Raw genomic sequence first — 17,225 nt, 5'->3', positions numbered from 1 at the left:
TTAAACCTCAAAAAAGAGCATTTTAGAAAGAGCATAAAAAACACGCATCACCTCTCCTTATAAGAGAAATAAGCGTTTTTCTTTATATATTAATTGGACTCCATATCGGAGCCCCTGTATATGGTTAGCCAATTGCTAACCTACCAAGCTAATGAAAGAACATATAAAATTATTAGCTTGCCCAAAAATTAATTGTACCGAGATACAAAATGGGAGTGCGCATTCTATAGAGTCTGACTATAAATGCAACAATTTATTTACATAAATTGTATTTTATCTGCCGTATTGGGATTCAGTCACTACGCATACGTATGCCTGTTCCATCCAATAAGCTTTTCAGACACTCTTATCTACATTATATCGGCATACGCATGGTCATTATGGTTAAATTATTTACAGCACTTTTACTGGTTACCTTGTTAGGTTTATGGAGTCTCCCCGCGTTCTCAACGTCCGTCAACGTGATGGGTCCTTTATGGTTAGACACACAAGCTCAATGGCGTGATTTTAAAAATGACCTTCAAACTGCGAAAAAGATGGGCATAGAAGCAGTCACCGTCGATGTTTGGTGGGGAGCTGTTGAAAACGAAGGCGACCAGATGTTCGACTGGTCTTATTATGACAACATCTTTTCCGCCATTACCTCAGCAGGATTGCAGATCATACCAATTATGTCCTTCCATCAGTGTGGCGGAAATGTCGGTGACAGTTGCGACGTACCTATCCCTAATTGGATTTGGCAACATTATACTAACGAAAACACGGGACAATCGGAGCACCTGAAAGCTCAGACTTTAAAGCCGACTGACCTCATGTATAAAAGTGAACAAGGAAACTATTCAAATGAGTATGTTTCACTTTGGGCTGACAACCTCGTAATTCCGCAATACATTGAGTTTATGTCAGCGTTTGAATCACATTATGCGCACATGGCTGTTAACTTTGATGAACTCAATATAAGCATGGGACCAGCGGGTGAACTTAGATACCCTTCATATAATAGCCATGATACCAATACCGGTTATCCAACTCGGGGGCATTTCAATCTTTTGGTCTGTTAGCTATTAGCGACTTTCAACAGTCCATACTTAGTAAATACCAAAGTTTGTCTAATTTAAATAAAGCATGGCAGACCTCGTATACGGCACTGGAACAAATTGAGTTACCTAAGCACATGGATACGTTTGTTACGACCGGTCAACACCTTAATTCAACATACGGCTTGGATATATTGGATTGGTATCATCAGTCCCTAATGAAACACGGCGACCGATTAATAACTGCAGCACAGCGAGGCTTCTCAAAAGCATTTAAAAATATCGACTTAGGTTATAAGGTCCCTAGCATCCATTGGTTAATGGCTGCCCCTTCACATTTAGCTCGAGCTGCTGAATTATCGGCTGGGGTTATATCAGCCGAGTTTAGAAGCAAACTCAATAATAAAGGTGTTGGCCATGGTTATAAAGCTGCCATTGGTCTAGCTGCAAAACATTCAACGACTGAACGCCAAGTCATTTTGCACTTCACCTGTTTAGAAATGTCTGACAACCCAGTATCCCCTTCCTTTTCATTGGCCAAGACGCTTGTTAGCTGGGTCGGAAAAGAGGCAAAAGGCAAGGTGTCACGGTGAAAGGAGAAAATGCGTTGGCTGCAGGCACATCATCACAGACGGGATGGAACAATATTACCGATGCGTTAATGAATGACGGGTATGGCGGAATAACCATCCTTAGATTAAACGATGTTGTAAACGGTCTTGCAAACACTCAATACCCAAAACTTATTAATAAGCTGAATGACTGATTTAGTGAATTGTTGCGAGCGCTGTCCATTTCGTCAATAATGGCGAAACACTACTATTTATTACAGGGATTGTTCATGCCTAGAATTGGATTTTTATTTGTCGCCTTTTTAATGTCAACCGGCGCTCTAGCTGCAGAAGATAACGCGTTAAAGCGCAGTTTTAATATCGCCTATGATGCGTTTAAAAATGCGCTTGAATCTGAAGATATTGAGTTAACCATTCGTACTGGCCTTAACGCCTATAACACCGGAAAGCGCTTATTTGGTTCAAATAGTGTAAATACTGCAAATTTGGCGTCCAATTTGGCAACCGCCTATATAGATAATAAGGAATTCAAACTCGCAAATGACCTTTTGCTTCCTTATATAGATGTTTATTTAGAAGAGTATAAAGAAGACAGCCTTGCAATCGTTGACCTTTACATATTAGTTGCTAAGTCATATCAGCGGAAAAGCAAAAATAAACAAATAAAGTATTACCAAAAGGCACTATCTTTATTGGATAGCCATAAAGATTCTAAACCTTTACTTGTGGCAAATATTCAAGCGGATATTGGCGCCGAATTACTCTCTTTAGGTTCGCCAAAAAGCAGAGTCCTTATCGAAGCAAATGACTATTTGAGTAAACACTTGCCTGCGAATGAAAGACAACTTGTATATTCTAATTATTACACCGGAAACTACTATATTGCGACGGGGAAAACTGACAAAGCCATAGCAATGTTATCAAAAAACTTAGATGTTTTTTACAATCTAGAAGGCCCGACTCACCCTTTAGAACTGACCACCCATGCTGTTTTAGTTAAAGCATATGAAAAAATTGGTGAAAGTGATCAGGCGACTAATCATTGTAAAGCCATTGGCCAAATGACGCCTTGGGATGATAACCAGTTGCCAAAGCCACTATACCGAACGCAACCTCAATACCCTCAGTCAGCAGTGCGCTCTCGTAAAGACGGCTACGCTATTGTTGAATTTGTGATAGATGCAAATGGCTTTGTAAAAGACCCTATTTCGACGGAATATGGCGGCAGTAAAAAATTCCAAAGGGCAGCAATCGACGCAGTTGAGAATTGGCGATACGCCCCTAAATTTGAAAACGGCGAGCCTGTCGAAGCAACTTCAAGGGTACAACTCGATTTTAAAATTGGACGTTAATGGCGTTCAAACGTTATTAATTAGCTTAGGTGACTATTGATATTCACGAGTCGCCACGACGCTCTCTTAATGGCGGAGAATTAAGTGGAAATACGTTAAGTCGAAAATACAGATCTTCACGAAATTTATTTTCAGCAACAAGCTGTTTTAGATCTTTGTTTGTTGCGGCGATAACCCGTACATCCACTTTTCGAGTGGTGGACTCGCCAACCCGTTCAAATTGTTGTTCCTGCAAAACCCGCAATAGTTTACTTTGAAGCTGCAGCGGAATTTCACCAACTTCATCTAGAAAAATTGTCGCACCATCGGCTAGTTGAAACCGTCCTAATCGGTCGGATACCGCGCCAGAAAATGCGCCTTTACATGCCCCAAAAATTCACTTTCAAACAGTTCCGCTGGAATAGCAGCACAGTTAACCCGGATTAGTGGCCTTGCTTTTCTTTGGCTAACTTCGTGTATGGATCGGGCAATTAACTCTTTACCTGTACCTGACTCACCGGTTATGAGTACATTTGCATCCGTCGGTCCTACAAGTTCGATTTGATGCACCATATGCTTAACTTGAGAACTGTTACCAATGATTTGGTGATGGTTCAACCTACATTGCCGGGGTAAGTGAATACGACAACGAAATTCGAGGCACTATGCGATATTCTGCACCGGAGTATTTCTTAGGAAAAGCCGGTACACAATGCTCAGATCTCTATTCTTTAGCAGTTATAACTTACCAAATGCTCTCAAGCTCATTTCCATATGGGACCAAAATTGCGCAGGCAAAAAGCTTTTCTGCACAGAAAAAGCTTAATTACCAAACTCTCATTGATGATGACTCAGAATTACCCGCTTGGGTGGATGATGCTTTGAATAAAGCTTTGCAAATCGACCCACTACAACGATATCAAATATTGTCTGAATTTATACATGATCTTAAACATCCAAGTTCCAGCTATGTGTCACGCACTAAACCACCTCTGATTCAGCGAGATCCAGTGATGTTTTGGCAAGGAATAAGTTTTGGACTGTTTATTTTGCTGGTTATCCAGTTAGCAAAATAGATTTATCAAGGGCTTTACCTTGGCGTATTTGAAACATGTTAGGGAGTTGGCAAACAACACAGAATTTACATTGCCCATTGTTTGCCTTTATTGATTTTAATTAAAAATCGTCCGTATCATGGCTGAATAATATCTCAGCACCGGCTTCGATTTGTAACTTGAGACTTGCTACTTTTGGCAATAATCGTTGAAAATAGTAGCGACCTGTTTTTATTTTTGAACTCGCCAGTTTTTTATCTTCAACATCAGACACGGCCACCATCATTTTCGCCCACATATAGCCGTACATGACATAACCAAAAAGGTGCAAGTAATCAACAGATGCCGCGCCAATTTCGTTTGGATTTGTCGCAGCTTTAGTTAATACCGTTGTTGTTACGGCAACGAGATCATCCACCGCGTCTGACAATGCTGCCATTTCCGTTGGAAAAACACCGCTTTGTTCTGCAATAAATTGTTTAATTTCAATGGCAAATAACTTAGCCGTTTCGCCACCATCCATCGCAACTTTTCGGCCCATTAAGTCAAGTGCTTGAACGCCATTGGTGCCTTCATATATTTGCGTTATTCGAGTATCCCGAACCAGTTGCTCTTGCCCCCACTCGCGCACATAACCGTGACCGCCAAACACTTGTTGCCCCGCGATACACATATCTAAACTGATATCAGTAACAAATGCTTTAGCTATAGGCGTTAATAGCTGCGCTTTTGCCGCTGATATTTTTGCTAGCGCTGGGTCGGGCTGATATTTAGCAGCGTCGAGTTGAGTTGAGACATAAGTAGTAAATGCACGACCACCTTCGTTCATAGCCTTCATGTTTAACAACATGCGGCGAACATCAGGGTGGACAATAATTGGGTCAGTCGCGCCTTCTTTCATTCGAGGTAGGCCTTTGCCCTGTCCTCGGTCTAGTGCGTAAGCGAGTGCATTTTGATAAGAACGTTCTGCCGCGCCAAGTCCCTGGAGTCCAACTAATAAACGCTCGTAGTTCATCATAGTGAACATGCACGCTAGACCTTTGTTTATTTCACCAACTAAAAACCCCTTTGAACCATCAAAATTCATCACACATGTGGCACTGCCATGAATACCCATCTTGTGTTCAATCGAACCACAAGTAACTTTGTTTTCTGAACCTAAGCTACCGTCATCATTAATATTAAATTTAGGAACAATAAACAGAGATATACCGCGAGACCCTTCTGGTGCCCCCGGTAATTTAGCTAATACTAAATGGACTATGTTGTCTGTTAAATCTTGTTCGCCACCGGAAATAAATATTTTGCTACCGGTGATTTCATAACTGCCATCGCCGTTATCAATTGCTTTGGTTTTTATTAAACCTAAGTCAGTTCCTGCGTGGGCTTCGGTTAAACACATGCTTCCGGCCCAAGTGCCTGCATACATATTTGGGAGATAAGTGTTTTTAAGATCTTCTGTGGCATGAGCATGGATTGCTAAACAAGCACCAGCAGTTAACCCGGGATAAAGAGCAAATGCTAAGTCAGCACTACACATCATTTCTTCGTGCATACCAGCCAATGTTTTTGGCATCCCCATTCCGCCGAACTCTGGGTCTCCAGCTAAGCCAATCCAGCCCCCTCAGCGATAACATTAAAGGCATTTTTATAAGCTGTTGGTGTCGTCACCGTGCCGTCATCCCAACTCACGCCGGTTTCATCGGCTTCTCGACTAAAAGGTGCAATGGCTTGTTCAGTCACTTTTGCGCTTTCTTCTAGAATAGCTTTTGCTGTGTCTAAATCGATTGCTTCACTTAACGCGTCATTGTTGGCCCAAAATTCTTGGACTTTAAATACGTCAAATAGCAGGAAGTTCATGTCGTTGACGGGAGCTTGGTATTGACTCATGTTCTATCTCTTTTATTTATCGTTATTAACTGGTCATACTACTTAAGTAAAAAATTAAAACAAACGTTTGAATTAATTTTTTTAACTTTCTCGTATAAAGATAGACTCTGTTTGGATGTTTGCCCATATTGTTGTGATGGGTTACGCCCTCCTTCATTATTAAGTTGTCTAAACCTACCAAATTACCTATTTTCTCAACAACTGCCGATGACTATCGAAACTCCCGCGATTTTAGCTCCAAGTTTTCAAGCTCGGGAGTCAGGTCAATTAACTTACCTGCGATAACATGGGTTACTTGCTGTTCTTTTTCTAAGATCCCCTTTACTTTTAAGACCTTAGCGGTGAGGTAACTTTGCTTTTGTGCCCTTGCTGTCGCTACCCAAACCACCACATTGGTATTGCCCGTATCGTCTTCTAGCGTAATAAAGGTCACCCCAGATGCCGTGCCTTGGACTTTGTTTTCCGGTCACAAGTCCGACAACGGTAACGGGCGTTTTATGTTTAACATTGACTAAATCCGTCGCTGAGGTAAACCGACCTAGCCGACCTGACTGCCTTAACAATTGAATCGGATGTCGGTCCAAGCTCAGCCCTAACGCCGAATAGTCTTCAATCAACTCTTCATATTCGCTCGGGGCAATTTGATATGTTGAGGGCGTATCACTCACTTGAGAAAAAGCGGTAAATCGTGTTCCATATCCATCATTTGCCAACGGCTCGAAAACCGGTCTCCAGAAATACTTTTAAGTGCATTGCTGCTGGCCAGTGCTTCGAGTTCGTTACGTGCAATAGACAATTGCTTTAGTTGCGAAACATGACTAAATCGACACCCTATGCGGTATTGGACGATTTTATCCACGGTAATTTTTCGAAGGCCCTTAACGAGCCTAAATCCGATACGTAGCGCTAACTGCCCGGCTTCCATTTGCAATTCATGATCCCAATTTGAGTGGTTGATGCACAAAGGCAAAACATAAATACGATGTCGCTGTGCATCTTGAACAAGCTGTGACGGTGAATAAAACCCCATGGGAAGACTGTTTAATAAAGCGCAATAAAAGACCTCTGGGTAATAATATTTTAACCACGCCGATACATAAGCCAATACCGCAAAACTGGCCGAATGCGATTCAGGGAAACCATATTCACCAAAGCCACAGATTTGTTTAAAAATACGCTCAGCAAATTCCAACGTATAACCACGGGCCAACATGCCCTCGGTCAGCTTAGTTTGAAACTTAGTGAGCTCACCGTTTTTTTCCACTTGGCCATTGCCCGTCTAAGTTGGTCGGCTTCCCGCCGGAAAAACCTGCGGCGACCATAGCAAGTTTAATGACTTGCTCTTGAAAAATAGGCACCCCCATTGTCCGACTTAATACATCCTTGACCGCCGTTGATGGATAACTGACCTCTTCTAATCCCATCCGCCGCTTCAGATAAGGGTGCACCATGCCGCCTTGAATAGGGCCATACCGAACAATAGCAATTTGGATAACTAAGTCGTAATAACAATGGGGCTTTAATCTAGGCAACATGCTCATCTGAGCCCGTGACTCAATTTGAAATACCCCAATCGTATCGGCGTTTGAGATCATCTTATACACATTAGGATCGTCACCGGTTGCGGTTATGTCGGCAATCGAAATGGTTTTTTGATAGTAGGTTTTTATCAAGTCAAAGCTTTTTCTAATGGCGGTTAACATACCTAATGCCAGTACATCGACTTTGAGCAGTTGCAATGTTTCTAAGTCATCTTTGTCCCATTGAATGACAGTTCGCCCTTCCATCGCTGCATTTTCGACGGGTACTAACTCATACAGTGGGCCGGCAGATATCACAAAGCCTCCGACGTGTTGCGATAAATGCCGCGGAAATCCCTTAATTTGCTCCACCAGCTCAACAAATTGCCTAGCTTTTAATGACTTGGGGTTAAGCCCTAGTTCAACGACTTGGTCAATCCAGTGTGTCGCGCGGTCTCGGCGATTAATGTTTTTAATAAAAAATTCTAACTGCACATCATTAAAGCCTAGAGCTTTGCCCACTTCCCTAATGGCGCTTTTCATTCTGTAGGTCACAACTGTTGCCGCAATTGCTGCGTGATTACGACCATATTTTTGATAGATATACTGGAAAATTTCTTCTCGCCGCTGATGTTCAAAATCCACATCAATGTCTGGCGGCTCGTTGCGTTCTTTTGAAATAAAGCGTTCAAACAATACACTTATTTGGGACGGGTCTACCGCTGTAATTTCAAGGCAATAACACACAACTGAATTGGCCGCTGAACCTCGTCCTTGATACAAAATATTCTGTGATTTAGCAAACTGTACGATGTCGTAAATCGTGATAAAAAATGCTCATATTCCATTTCTTTTATCAGCCCGAGTTCCTTTTCAATTAACGTTTCGAGTTCCGGTTTTAACCCATGTGGAAACGGCGTTTTTTCCCTCTTCTACTAATATCCGTAAATAAGTCGTGGGTGTTTGATCTTTTGGGATCAGCTCTGATGGGTATTCATATTTGAGCTCCCCATATCAAACTGACAACGGTTAGCAATGAGTAACGTTTCAAACAGGTATTCGTGTTTATACAGCTTGACCAATTTTTTAAGGGGCCTCAAGCAACGCTCTGCATTGCTTATTCCTTGACGACCAAGCTTATCAACAGTCTTACCAAGGCGTGTCGCATGTAATACATGTTGCAACGGCAAACGCTCGGGGTTGTGCATTAACACTTGCCCACAAGCAACCATAGGGATGTGCAAGCTAGCTGCTACTTGTTCGCAGTGCTGAGTATAATGTTGCTCTTCATCGTTTAATGTTCTGGTTATGGCTAACCATAATCTATGTTGAATACTTTTGTTGAGCCCAAGTAAGAACCGCCCCCAGTGTAAATCAAGCTCTGCATCACCATCGGCGTGCCACAAAACTAAACAATGCTTTAGAGATTTAAGATCCCACTCGGTTAACTCGTATTGCCCTTTTTCGCAGCGCCGTCGACTGTTTGTTATCACTCGACATAGCTCAGCGTAACCTTGCCGGTTAGGGCACAGTAAGGTTATTTTTAAGTCTTGTTGAAATTGAAAATACGCGCCAACGATCAGCTTAATAGGCAAGTTATCCTGCCGTATCTGACTATATGCTCGGACAACACCAGCAACAGAACATTCATCGGTAATGGCTATTGCGTTGTAACCTAGCAAGGTCGCTTGCACCACTAATTCCTCTGGATGGGATGCGCCTTGCAAAAAGGTGAAATTACTAAAACAGGATAATTCAGCATAACTCATGATTGTTATTTACTTGCCGTTACGCAAAGTACCCCTGTAAATACCAATTTTTTTGTGGCGTACGATATACCCAGCACAGTCGCCCCTTGTCGCTACGGGCAATATAGTAATCTCGCTGAATTGAATGTTCGTGCCACCAATTGGTTTGTATTCGTTCTGGCCCATGCAATATAGAGACATGTTCCTTTAATGGCACCGCCACAGCTGTCATTAAGCTTGGCCGCAACTTGTACCGCCCCTCAAATGTTTTTTGATCAGCTGCCCGCCCTTTGGTATTTTCTATAGTATTCTCGATAGCAAGTCCTTCACTATACTGAGTGGCTAACTGTGGGTGATGTTGATCAATTAAACATACCCCTTTGACTTTATTATCCCCGAGCTTAGCTTGTATTACCGCCACCAGTTCATCCACCGAAACTTGGGGCGACTTTTGACTAAATAAGTCACCACTGTCAGCAGTTAACGGCCGTAACTGCCGAGCTAACAATCGGATGGCCACCACTGGCTCAGCGAGCTTTACACTCTCTAATTTTAACCGTACGAGGGACAACCACTTTTCCATTTTATATTCTCCCTGAGCCCGGTTAATGCTCAGTTCGATAAATTCCAAGTAACGATAGCGTAGATGTAGGGTTAATTGTTGAGTGACTAAACCACGTATACTTAAAAATTGTTCGAGTTGGATTAATAATCGTTTAATTGGGTGTTGTAATATTTGGCTGTTTTCAATCTCAAATAACAACTCAATATCAACATTAAATTCCGCAGGTGGGCGATAAAAAATAAGACCATGTTTAAACTCCCCATCAACTTGCCAATATAATTGAGTAGATGAATATCAAAGCGTTTTGCCATTTCTTTTAAAGACAGCGCCAACAACTGTTTAGTTTGTTTCACACCAACCCGATGCAATGCATTAAGGGCTTTAGGCTCGAGTTCAAGCTGTTCAATCGCCAAACCATACAAAGCCTGTTTTAGCTTTTTAGGATCATCCAGTAAAGTGTTTAGCTTAGCTTGCGCCAATACCTTAGCCATTGCGGGCGTCGTACCTGTTGCATAATCGTATTGGTATCCTATTGGTTTAAGCACATGTTCAATTTGCTGCCAATAAGACAGCAGCCCCTTATATAAGCACAACATATTGTCGATACGTAAATACATGCCGTGGGGAAAGGCTAAGGCAATATCCGCTGTAAATTCATATAACAACTGTGCCAGTTGCTGCAATGTCCTAAATTCAATATCCGGTTTGTACTCCATTACCTGTATATGCTGGTGCAAAGACAAGGCGGTTGCCAATCCCATGCCTTGTGTTATGCCTTGGCTTTTTGCCATCGCGTTAAGCTGCACAACTTCATTCTTTTTAGCGTCGACAATAATCACAACCTCTGGTGCTGGAGTCAGCTCTGTTCGCAAGGTTTGTCTTGAGCTGTCGAGAGCGTCAAGTTGCAAAGAATGAAAGTCGAGATATAACCACAACATAAGCGAACCTAGTGAACTGCAACTTTAGGAAATGCCACAACATTTGTGGTTGAGATAGGCGACGTTGTTAAGTCTGGCCATATGTCCCGCATGTCTACCGACAAGCCTTTGAAGCTGCGACCGCCTCGTTGCTTGTCGATATTCACGGTTATGCCCTCTGGTGCGGGGGCGAGGGTCATGCTGACATTAGACGGAATAGAAAATACCCCAGTTTGTTCCTGCTGGTGCGTCATAATTCGATAAAGCAACAAACTGCTTTCACCTTGTTCACTGGCCAATAACAATCTACGAGACTGCTTTATCGACAATGTTTTTTGCCACAATAACACGGCACCACAACTGCCGCTTTTTAAGCATTGTTCAGCAACCCATAACATACGTTCTGATTCATATTCTGAGATCACTAAAACCTTGCTAAGGTCAATATCATTAGCCGCTAAAAACTCAGCGTCGAGCATCGCCGGCGGTCCAATAAATACGAGTAAACCCAACGTCTGTTTTTGCTTCAAATAAGGCAACATAAGGCGAAGCTCACCAATGCCCATTGGGGTTTTAATTTCCATCACCCCCTGTGGCGGTAATCCTCCTGAAAGCGCATTATCTAAAGTCACAAATCCGGTTTTTACCCGACCAACAAGTTGATCATTTTTATTGCCGTACCAAATAAGGCCTCGGTTCTGATATTTATCAATTTCTAACATAATGTTACTCGCACCGCGTACAATACTGTATATAAAAACAGTATATATACAGTTAATAATTATGCCAATAAAGAAATGTTACAAACCCGATTTCTGTACTTTATTAAATGATTTATATAAGAAAATAGTTAACTAAAACGTAATATTGGTAATAATGCTCTTTTAATATGGATCTTGCTTATAATGTATATATGTTGATTTTTAGGTTGTAACGTAGTTTACTGCGCGCCTTTAAAAATGCACGCCGAGGGAGATCTTGTCGTGCTTAGTCCGTGTTCTAAAAGGAATCAAAATGTTACGCATCATTCGTGTAAGTGCGCTGTTAAGTTTAGGCTTAGTACTGACCCTGTTTTCTACCGCTATTTCTGCCAACACTTTCACTGAAGGTTTAAAGAATAAACAACTTACCATCGGGGCTGAAATCAACCCTCTGACCTTTATTGCCAGCACTGACTCCCGGGTATATTTTAATGCTGGTGTGTCAATTTTTAATCGTAATAACAGCACTGAAATTGCGTTTCCAATCGACTACAAAAACATTCAAAACGGCGAAGACCAATTTACGGCATTAAACATCAGTGCCCACTACCGTAAGTTTTTAAATAAGGGCATCGAAGGATATTATTTTTCTGGTGCAACACGCTTAACCACAATCAACTCTGATACAACTAAGCTGGGACTTGGTTTTGGTTTTGGTTACCGTAAGATGTTTAACTCAGGTTTATATTGGGGCAGCAGCATTTTGCTTGGCCGCTACTTCGGCGACAACGACAAATACGACACGTCTTCGTTAAACAGTTTTGATACGTTAGAAGACAAAGCCGTGATGTTCGACATCGAATTTCTTAAAATTGGTTTAATGTTCTAACCGCAATTTTTCTAATGCTTTATAACGAGTTGGCTGTTACCTATAGCCAACTCGTTACGCGATAAAACAAATTCAGCAACACAAATACTTATTCATCCAATAGACTGCTATACTTACGACCTTACAATTACCCATCAAGGTCACCTGTTTTGTCTGCACACTGTTTTTCTACACTTTCACTAAAACCTGAACTTACCGACAACCTAACAACATTAGGTTATGACCAAATGACACCGATACAAGCTCAAAGCTTACCGGTTATTTTGGAAGGTAAAGATATTATCGCGCAAGCCAAAACTGGCTCAGGTAAAACCGCGGCATTTGGTTTGGGTTTACTGCAAAATCTAGACGTAAAACGTTTTCGCATTCAAGCCATGGTGTTATGCCCCACCCGTGAATTGGCCGACCAAGTTGCGATTGAAATTCGTAAGCTGGCTCGCGGTATTCACAACATAAAAGTATTAACTTTATGTGGTGGTACACCAATGGGACCGCAAATAGGTTCTCTTGAGCACGGCGCGCACATTATTGTTGGCACGCCTTGATCGAATTTTGGATCACTTAGATAAAGGTCGCATCAATCTAGATGAAATGAATACCTTTGTTTTAGACGAAGCTGACAAGATGTTGGAAATGGGTTTTCAAGACTCTATTGATGCCATTATTGAAGCGGCACCTATCGAGCGTCAAAGCTTACTATTTAGCGCAACATTCCCTGAGCAAATTAACTGGATCGCCGGTAAATTACTGCGTAACCCAGTCAATGTAAAAGTCGAATCAGAGCAAAGCGACAGCACCATTGAACAGCAATTTTTCCTTGTTCAAGACAAAGAGCAGCGCAAAGAGGCATTGCATTTATTGTTAATGCAGCATAAGCCTGAGTCATGCGTTGTATTTTGTAATACCAAACAAGCGACGTTTGATGTTACCGACTACTTAGCCGCTCGAGGTTTTAGTGTAGCTGTTTTAAATGGTGATTTGGAACAAAAAGAACGTGATCAAACGCTTATTCGTTTTGCTAATAAAAGCATCTCTATTTTAGTTGCCACCGACGTTGCGGCTCGTGGATTAGACATCGACAAGCTTGACGCCGTGATCAACTACGAACTCGCCCATGACGCCGACACACACGTACACCGAATCGGCCGTACTGGTCGTGCTGGTGAGCAAGGACTTGCTTGCAGCCTTTATGTCAATCGTGATTCAAGTAAGTTAGTAGACATTGAAGATTACCAAAAAATTACAATTAGCGAATCCGATCTACCCGACGCTGACGTCTTAAACGCGGAAGTGTATGGGCCACAAATGGCAACCCTCAGAATTGACGGCGGTAAAAAACAAAAAGTTCGTCCTGGTGATATTTTAGGTGCCTTAACGGGGAAAGATGGCATTCTCAGTAGCGATGTCGGCAAGATCAATGTTACTGATTACTGCGCCTATGTTGCAGTGAAAAAGTCTCTGCAGGTTTTGCACTGAAAAAGCTTGAAAACGGTAAATTGAAAGGTCGCAACTTCCGAGTGTGGCGCATTAGATAGTCGTATTTTAGGGCCTCACCTTAACTTCAAAGTGACGTTTAACAGCAACTGTAATTAGGCAGTTAGGAAGCATAAAAAGGGCTGTCGCCAGCCCAAGAGGTGTAAAACTGATATTGAGGTAGCGTCATTCACACTACCTCAATTTAAATGACTACAGTGAATATTTGGCATTCACCTGAATGTAATTGGAATCTGCATCGGCTTCAGCCATTTCGAAATTCCCGAATTCAAAACCATATGTTAAATTTTTGTTAATGGATTTAAAGAGGTTAACGCCCCAATGAGAACGGTCTCGATCACTTTCGGCCGTTGTATGATTGCCATAAAAGACATTTGAACGGTATGTATCATTCCAAAAATGACGATACGCCACCATAATTGCAGTGGACTCCTCAACTTCTTCACCCACTAAATCTGTCGCTGCAGCGGCACCTACATAACGGCCAGTATTACCACCATGTAATTGGAATCGGAAATCATCTTTAGCACCCACTTTAATCTTACCTGAGATGCCATAACCAATAGCTGATTTAGACTCATCCATTGTGGTTGTAAGCTGTTTAACAACCCCCGCAAAGGCAACAGAACCCCAATCACCAGACACTGTGTATTTAGCAATCACATCCGGTAAAACATCTTTAGCGCCATAACCCGTTGCACCTTCATAACCACCGTAAGATTCTGGGTTTTCTAACGCAAACTGAAAATTGCCATTGGTATAACGGATCTGAGTTTGTCGAATAAAACCAGAGGCCACTAACGGTCCAGCAAAATCAACCGCTTCAGCCAGCGCACCAGTATTAACAAATGTTGACCACGTTTGGCCTACTGTCCAATTTCCCTTGCGAATAAACGCGTGGCGAAGTCGTGGATGACGAGAATTTGTTAGTTTTTCATTACCACCGCCGCCAAACAAGTCAAATTCAATAAAGCCTGTAATGTCACCATGTTCGTATTTTGTATTGATCCGAGATGAATTGACATGCATACGCAAACTCGAAATATCGTCTTTTATCGCATGACCAATCCAAAAGTCGTCGTTCACTAAACTGGAACTGGCGTTACCATCTATATAACGGGCATCTGCAGCTATAAAGCCGCCAAATGTCAGTTTGTCTTCTTCAGAAAGTTCAAAAGTATACCCGGCGTTCGCCGATGAAGCAGCTGATAACCCCAAAACCAATAATGTATTGCGTGTGCTCTTAAGTTTCATGACCTGTTCCTCGTTAACACAGCGATAGGCCAAAATACGACAAGCCAACTGTGTGCTTTATTATTTGTGTGTGTTTTCTGTTTTTTGTGTTCTTGTGTTTTTATTTTGTGTTTTTATTTTGTTTTTTATTTTGTGTTTCTATTTTTTATTTTTTATTTTTGGGCGGCGCCACACGTTAGTGTGACGCCTATCTGTTGATTGTTTTTATAAGTTAAAATTAAAGGGTGGTTATTCTTCCAATGTTGACAAGTCGCCTTCATCTTGTCCTAAAGCTCTCGCTTTAAGCACTCGGCGCATGATTTTCCCTGAACGAGTTTTTGGTAATGACTCAACAAATTCGACCGACTCTGGTGTCGCGATTTTGCCCATTTCATGACCAACATGTGCTCGTAACTCAGCAGCTAGCTTTTGATCTCCAACCATTCCCTGCTTTAAAATCACATAAGTATGGATAGCGTTGCCTTTAAGTTCGTGTGGCAGACCAATAGCTGCAGCTTCATTCACTGCTGGGTGGCTGATTAAAGCACTTTCAATTTCAGCAGTACCAAGTCGGTAACCACTTACTTTTAATACTTCATCCATTCGACCAATAACCCAAATGTAGCCATCGCTGTCTTTTTTGGCACTGTCGCCCGCTAAATAACGCCATTTGTCGCCAACTTTCGACCAATACAAGTCTTGATAACGTTGGTCATCTTTAAACACAGTACGTGCCATCCCCGGCCAAGGGTTATTGATAATCAACTTACCTTCTTCGCCTGCGCCAACTTCTTCACCGTCGTCATCGACAATTGTGATTTCATTGCCAAAAAATGGCTTGGTCGCTGAACCAGGTTTCAACGGTGTAATCGGTAATGGACAAATCATGAAACCACCGGTTTCGGTTTGCCACCAAGTATCAATAATCGGGCAACGTTCTTGACCAATAACTTTGTGGTACCACTTCAGGCTTCTGGATTGATTGGTTCACCGACACTTCCCAATAAGCGTAAGCTTGTGAGATCGTGCTTTTGTGGCCAACGCTCACCAAAGCGCATCAAGCCACGAATTGCAGTTGGAGAAGTGTAAAGAATATTGATGCCGTATTTTTCGACTATCTGCCACCAGCGATTTGGGTAAGGATAGTTTGGCGCACCTTCGTATAACATAATCGTCGCGCCGTTAATCAATGGTCCGTAAACAATGTAACTGTGACCAGTAATCCAACTAGGATCCGCGGCGCACCACCAGCGATCTTCAGGCTTAATATCAAATGCCATCCGGTGAGTCGTAGAGGTGTACACAGCATAACCGCCATGTGTATGGACCATACCTTTTGGCGAGCCGGTGGTGCCAGAGGTATATAAAATAAAAAGTGGGTCTTCTGAACTGGTTTGTTCGGTTTCACATTTTGGACTAGCAATTGGCAAGGCTTTTAAATCATGCAACCAAAAATCACGTGACGGTTCCATCTCAACGTCAAGTTCATTGTTTTTAACGCAGATACACACTTCAACACTCGGCGAGCGACTCATTGCATCATTAGCTATTGATTTAAGATCGATTTGTTTACCACGGCGCCAGCCACCATCGGCCGTGATCAATACTCTAGAATGCGCATCGTCAATTCGTGAAGCTAACGCTTCGGTACTAAAGCCACCATAAACGACAGAGTGAATTGCACCAATTTTAGCGCACGCTAACATAGCAAACACCAATTCTGGTATTTGTGGCATATAAATCGTAACGATATCGCCTTTTACTACGCCCATGCTTTTTAGAACGTTAGCAAACTGGCAGACTTCACGATTTAATCCGTTGTAAGAGAAATTACGAACCTGACCGTTTTCGCCTTCCCAGATAATCGCCATTTTATTTCGATTGGCATTTTTTAAATGACGGTCAATGGCATTATCAACGATGTTAATCGAACCACCGTCAAACCACTTGTAAAATGGCGCATTGGATTCGTCTAAAACGCTATCCCATTTTTTATACCACGAGAGTGTATCTGCTTGTTCTGCCCAGAAACCTTCTCTGTCGGTTACAGAATAATTATAAAGCGCTTCATAATCGCTGACATTGGCTTGATCTATTACAGCTTGTGAAGGGTAAATAAATTCAGATTGGTTTGAGTCACTCATTGTGCGTCCTTCTGCTCTTTTATGCATTTAAATGGTCAACAGCAAACCTGTTTAACCAAATTCAAATTGATTGCACTTAGAGTAAGGAGTGTTTGGCGAATCGAACATTAGACCTAAGTCTAAAATAAG

The 17,225-nt window shown here is 42.0% G+C and carries 8 protein-coding genes and 6 pseudogenes; 6 read left to right on the top strand and 8 right to left on the bottom strand.

The genetic code is table 11. The features are described 5' to 3' along the window. The first annotated feature begins 311 nt into the window (after nucleotides 1-311). The 3 genes and pseudogenes from PN838_RS27515 (at nucleotide 312) to PN838_RS16925 (ending at nucleotide 2,961) form a co-directional block, all read left to right on the top strand. Nucleotides 312-1,630: pseudogene (locus PN838_RS27515) on the top strand (family 14 glycosylhydrolase). Next, the gene (locus PN838_RS27960) at nucleotides 1,627-1,803 is read left to right on the top strand and encodes a hypothetical protein (protein ID WP_272181419.1); all 177 of its coding nucleotides are present in this window, start codon (nucleotides 1,627-1,629) and stop codon (nucleotides 1,801-1,803) included. Before PN838_RS27515 ends, PN838_RS27960 begins: the two are co-directional and overlap by 4 nt. Before the next feature lie 75 nt (nucleotides 1,804-1,878). Beyond that, nucleotides 1,879-2,961 carry a TonB family protein gene (locus PN838_RS16925; RefSeq protein ID WP_272181418.1) on the top strand — a complete coding sequence of 361 codons (1,083 nt, stop codon included), beginning with the start codon at nucleotides 1,879-1,881 and terminating at the stop codon, nucleotides 2,959-2,961. Between the two features lie 43 nt (nucleotides 2,962-3,004). Here the strand turns inward: PN838_RS16925 and PN838_RS16920 are convergent. Continuing rightward, nucleotides 3,005-3,513: pseudogene (locus PN838_RS16920) on the bottom strand (sigma 54-interacting transcriptional regulator). 50 nt (nucleotides 3,514-3,563) lie between these two features. Here PN838_RS16920 and PN838_RS16915 point away from each other — a divergent pair. Beyond that, nucleotides 3,564-4,016, top strand: coding sequence for a protein kinase domain-containing protein (locus PN838_RS16915; protein WP_334313535.1), 453 nt, complete (start codon nucleotides 3,564-3,566; stop codon nucleotides 4,014-4,016). Between the two features lie 100 nt (nucleotides 4,017-4,116). On the opposite strand, the pseudogene PN838_RS16910 reads toward PN838_RS16915, so the two are convergent. The 5 genes and pseudogenes from PN838_RS16910 to imuA all read right to left on the bottom strand — a co-directional run bounded on the left by PN838_RS16910 (nucleotide 4,117) and on the right by imuA (nucleotide 11,357). After that, nucleotides 4,117-5,885 (bottom strand): annotated as a pseudogene (locus tag PN838_RS16910) (acyl-CoA dehydrogenase C-terminal domain-containing protein). Between the two features lie 211 nt (nucleotides 5,886-6,096). Next, nucleotides 6,097-9,174 (bottom strand): annotated as a pseudogene (locus tag PN838_RS16905) (error-prone DNA polymerase). Between the two features lie 19 nt (nucleotides 9,175-9,193). After that, the gene (locus PN838_RS16900; protein WP_272181417.1) at nucleotides 9,194-9,736 is read right to left on the bottom strand and encodes a hypothetical protein; all 543 of its coding nucleotides are present in this window, start codon (nucleotides 9,734-9,736) and stop codon (nucleotides 9,194-9,196) included. 122 nt (nucleotides 9,737-9,858) lie between these two features. Next, nucleotides 9,859-10,656 (bottom strand): Y-family DNA polymerase, encoded by a 798-nt coding sequence (locus PN838_RS16895; RefSeq protein ID WP_272181416.1) that lies wholly within the window; start codon nucleotides 10,654-10,656, stop codon nucleotides 9,859-9,861. Nucleotides 10,657-10,664: 8 nt separating this feature from the next. After that, complete coding sequence (gene imuA / locus PN838_RS16890) at nucleotides 10,665-11,357, bottom strand: translesion DNA synthesis-associated protein ImuA (protein WP_272181415.1); 693 nt, start codon at nucleotides 11,355-11,357, stop codon at nucleotides 10,665-10,667. A gap of 292 nt (nucleotides 11,358-11,649) precedes the next feature. On the opposite strand from imuA, the gene PN838_RS16885 reads away from it, so the two are divergent. Beyond that, nucleotides 11,650-12,225 (top strand): hypothetical protein, encoded by a 576-nt coding sequence (locus PN838_RS16885; protein WP_272181414.1) that lies wholly within the window; start codon nucleotides 11,650-11,652, stop codon nucleotides 12,223-12,225. Nucleotides 12,226-12,374: 149 nt separating this feature from the next. Then, nucleotides 12,375-13,760, top strand: a pseudogene (dbpA, locus tag PN838_RS16880) (ATP-dependent RNA helicase DbpA). Between the two features lie 151 nt (nucleotides 13,761-13,911). Here dbpA and PN838_RS16875 read toward each other — a convergent pair. Together PN838_RS16875 and acs are read right to left on the bottom strand one after the other, a co-directional pair. After that, nucleotides 13,912-14,973: a DcaP family trimeric outer membrane transporter gene (locus PN838_RS16875; protein WP_215964691.1), complete on the bottom strand. Its 1,062-nt coding sequence runs from the start codon at nucleotides 14,971-14,973 to the stop codon at nucleotides 13,912-13,914. A gap of 228 nt (nucleotides 14,974-15,201) precedes the next feature. Beyond that, nucleotides 15,202-17,096 (bottom strand): annotated as a pseudogene (gene acs / locus PN838_RS27510) (acetate--CoA ligase). Between the last annotated feature and the right edge of the window lie 129 nt (nucleotides 17,097-17,225).

Origin of the sequence: Psychrosphaera algicola, assembly GCF_028401425.1 — a bacterium.
Classification (GTDB): domain Bacteria; phylum Pseudomonadota; class Gammaproteobacteria; order Enterobacterales; family Alteromonadaceae; genus Psychrosphaera; species Psychrosphaera algicola.
This window is presented reverse-complemented; position numbering and strand designations above follow the sequence as displayed.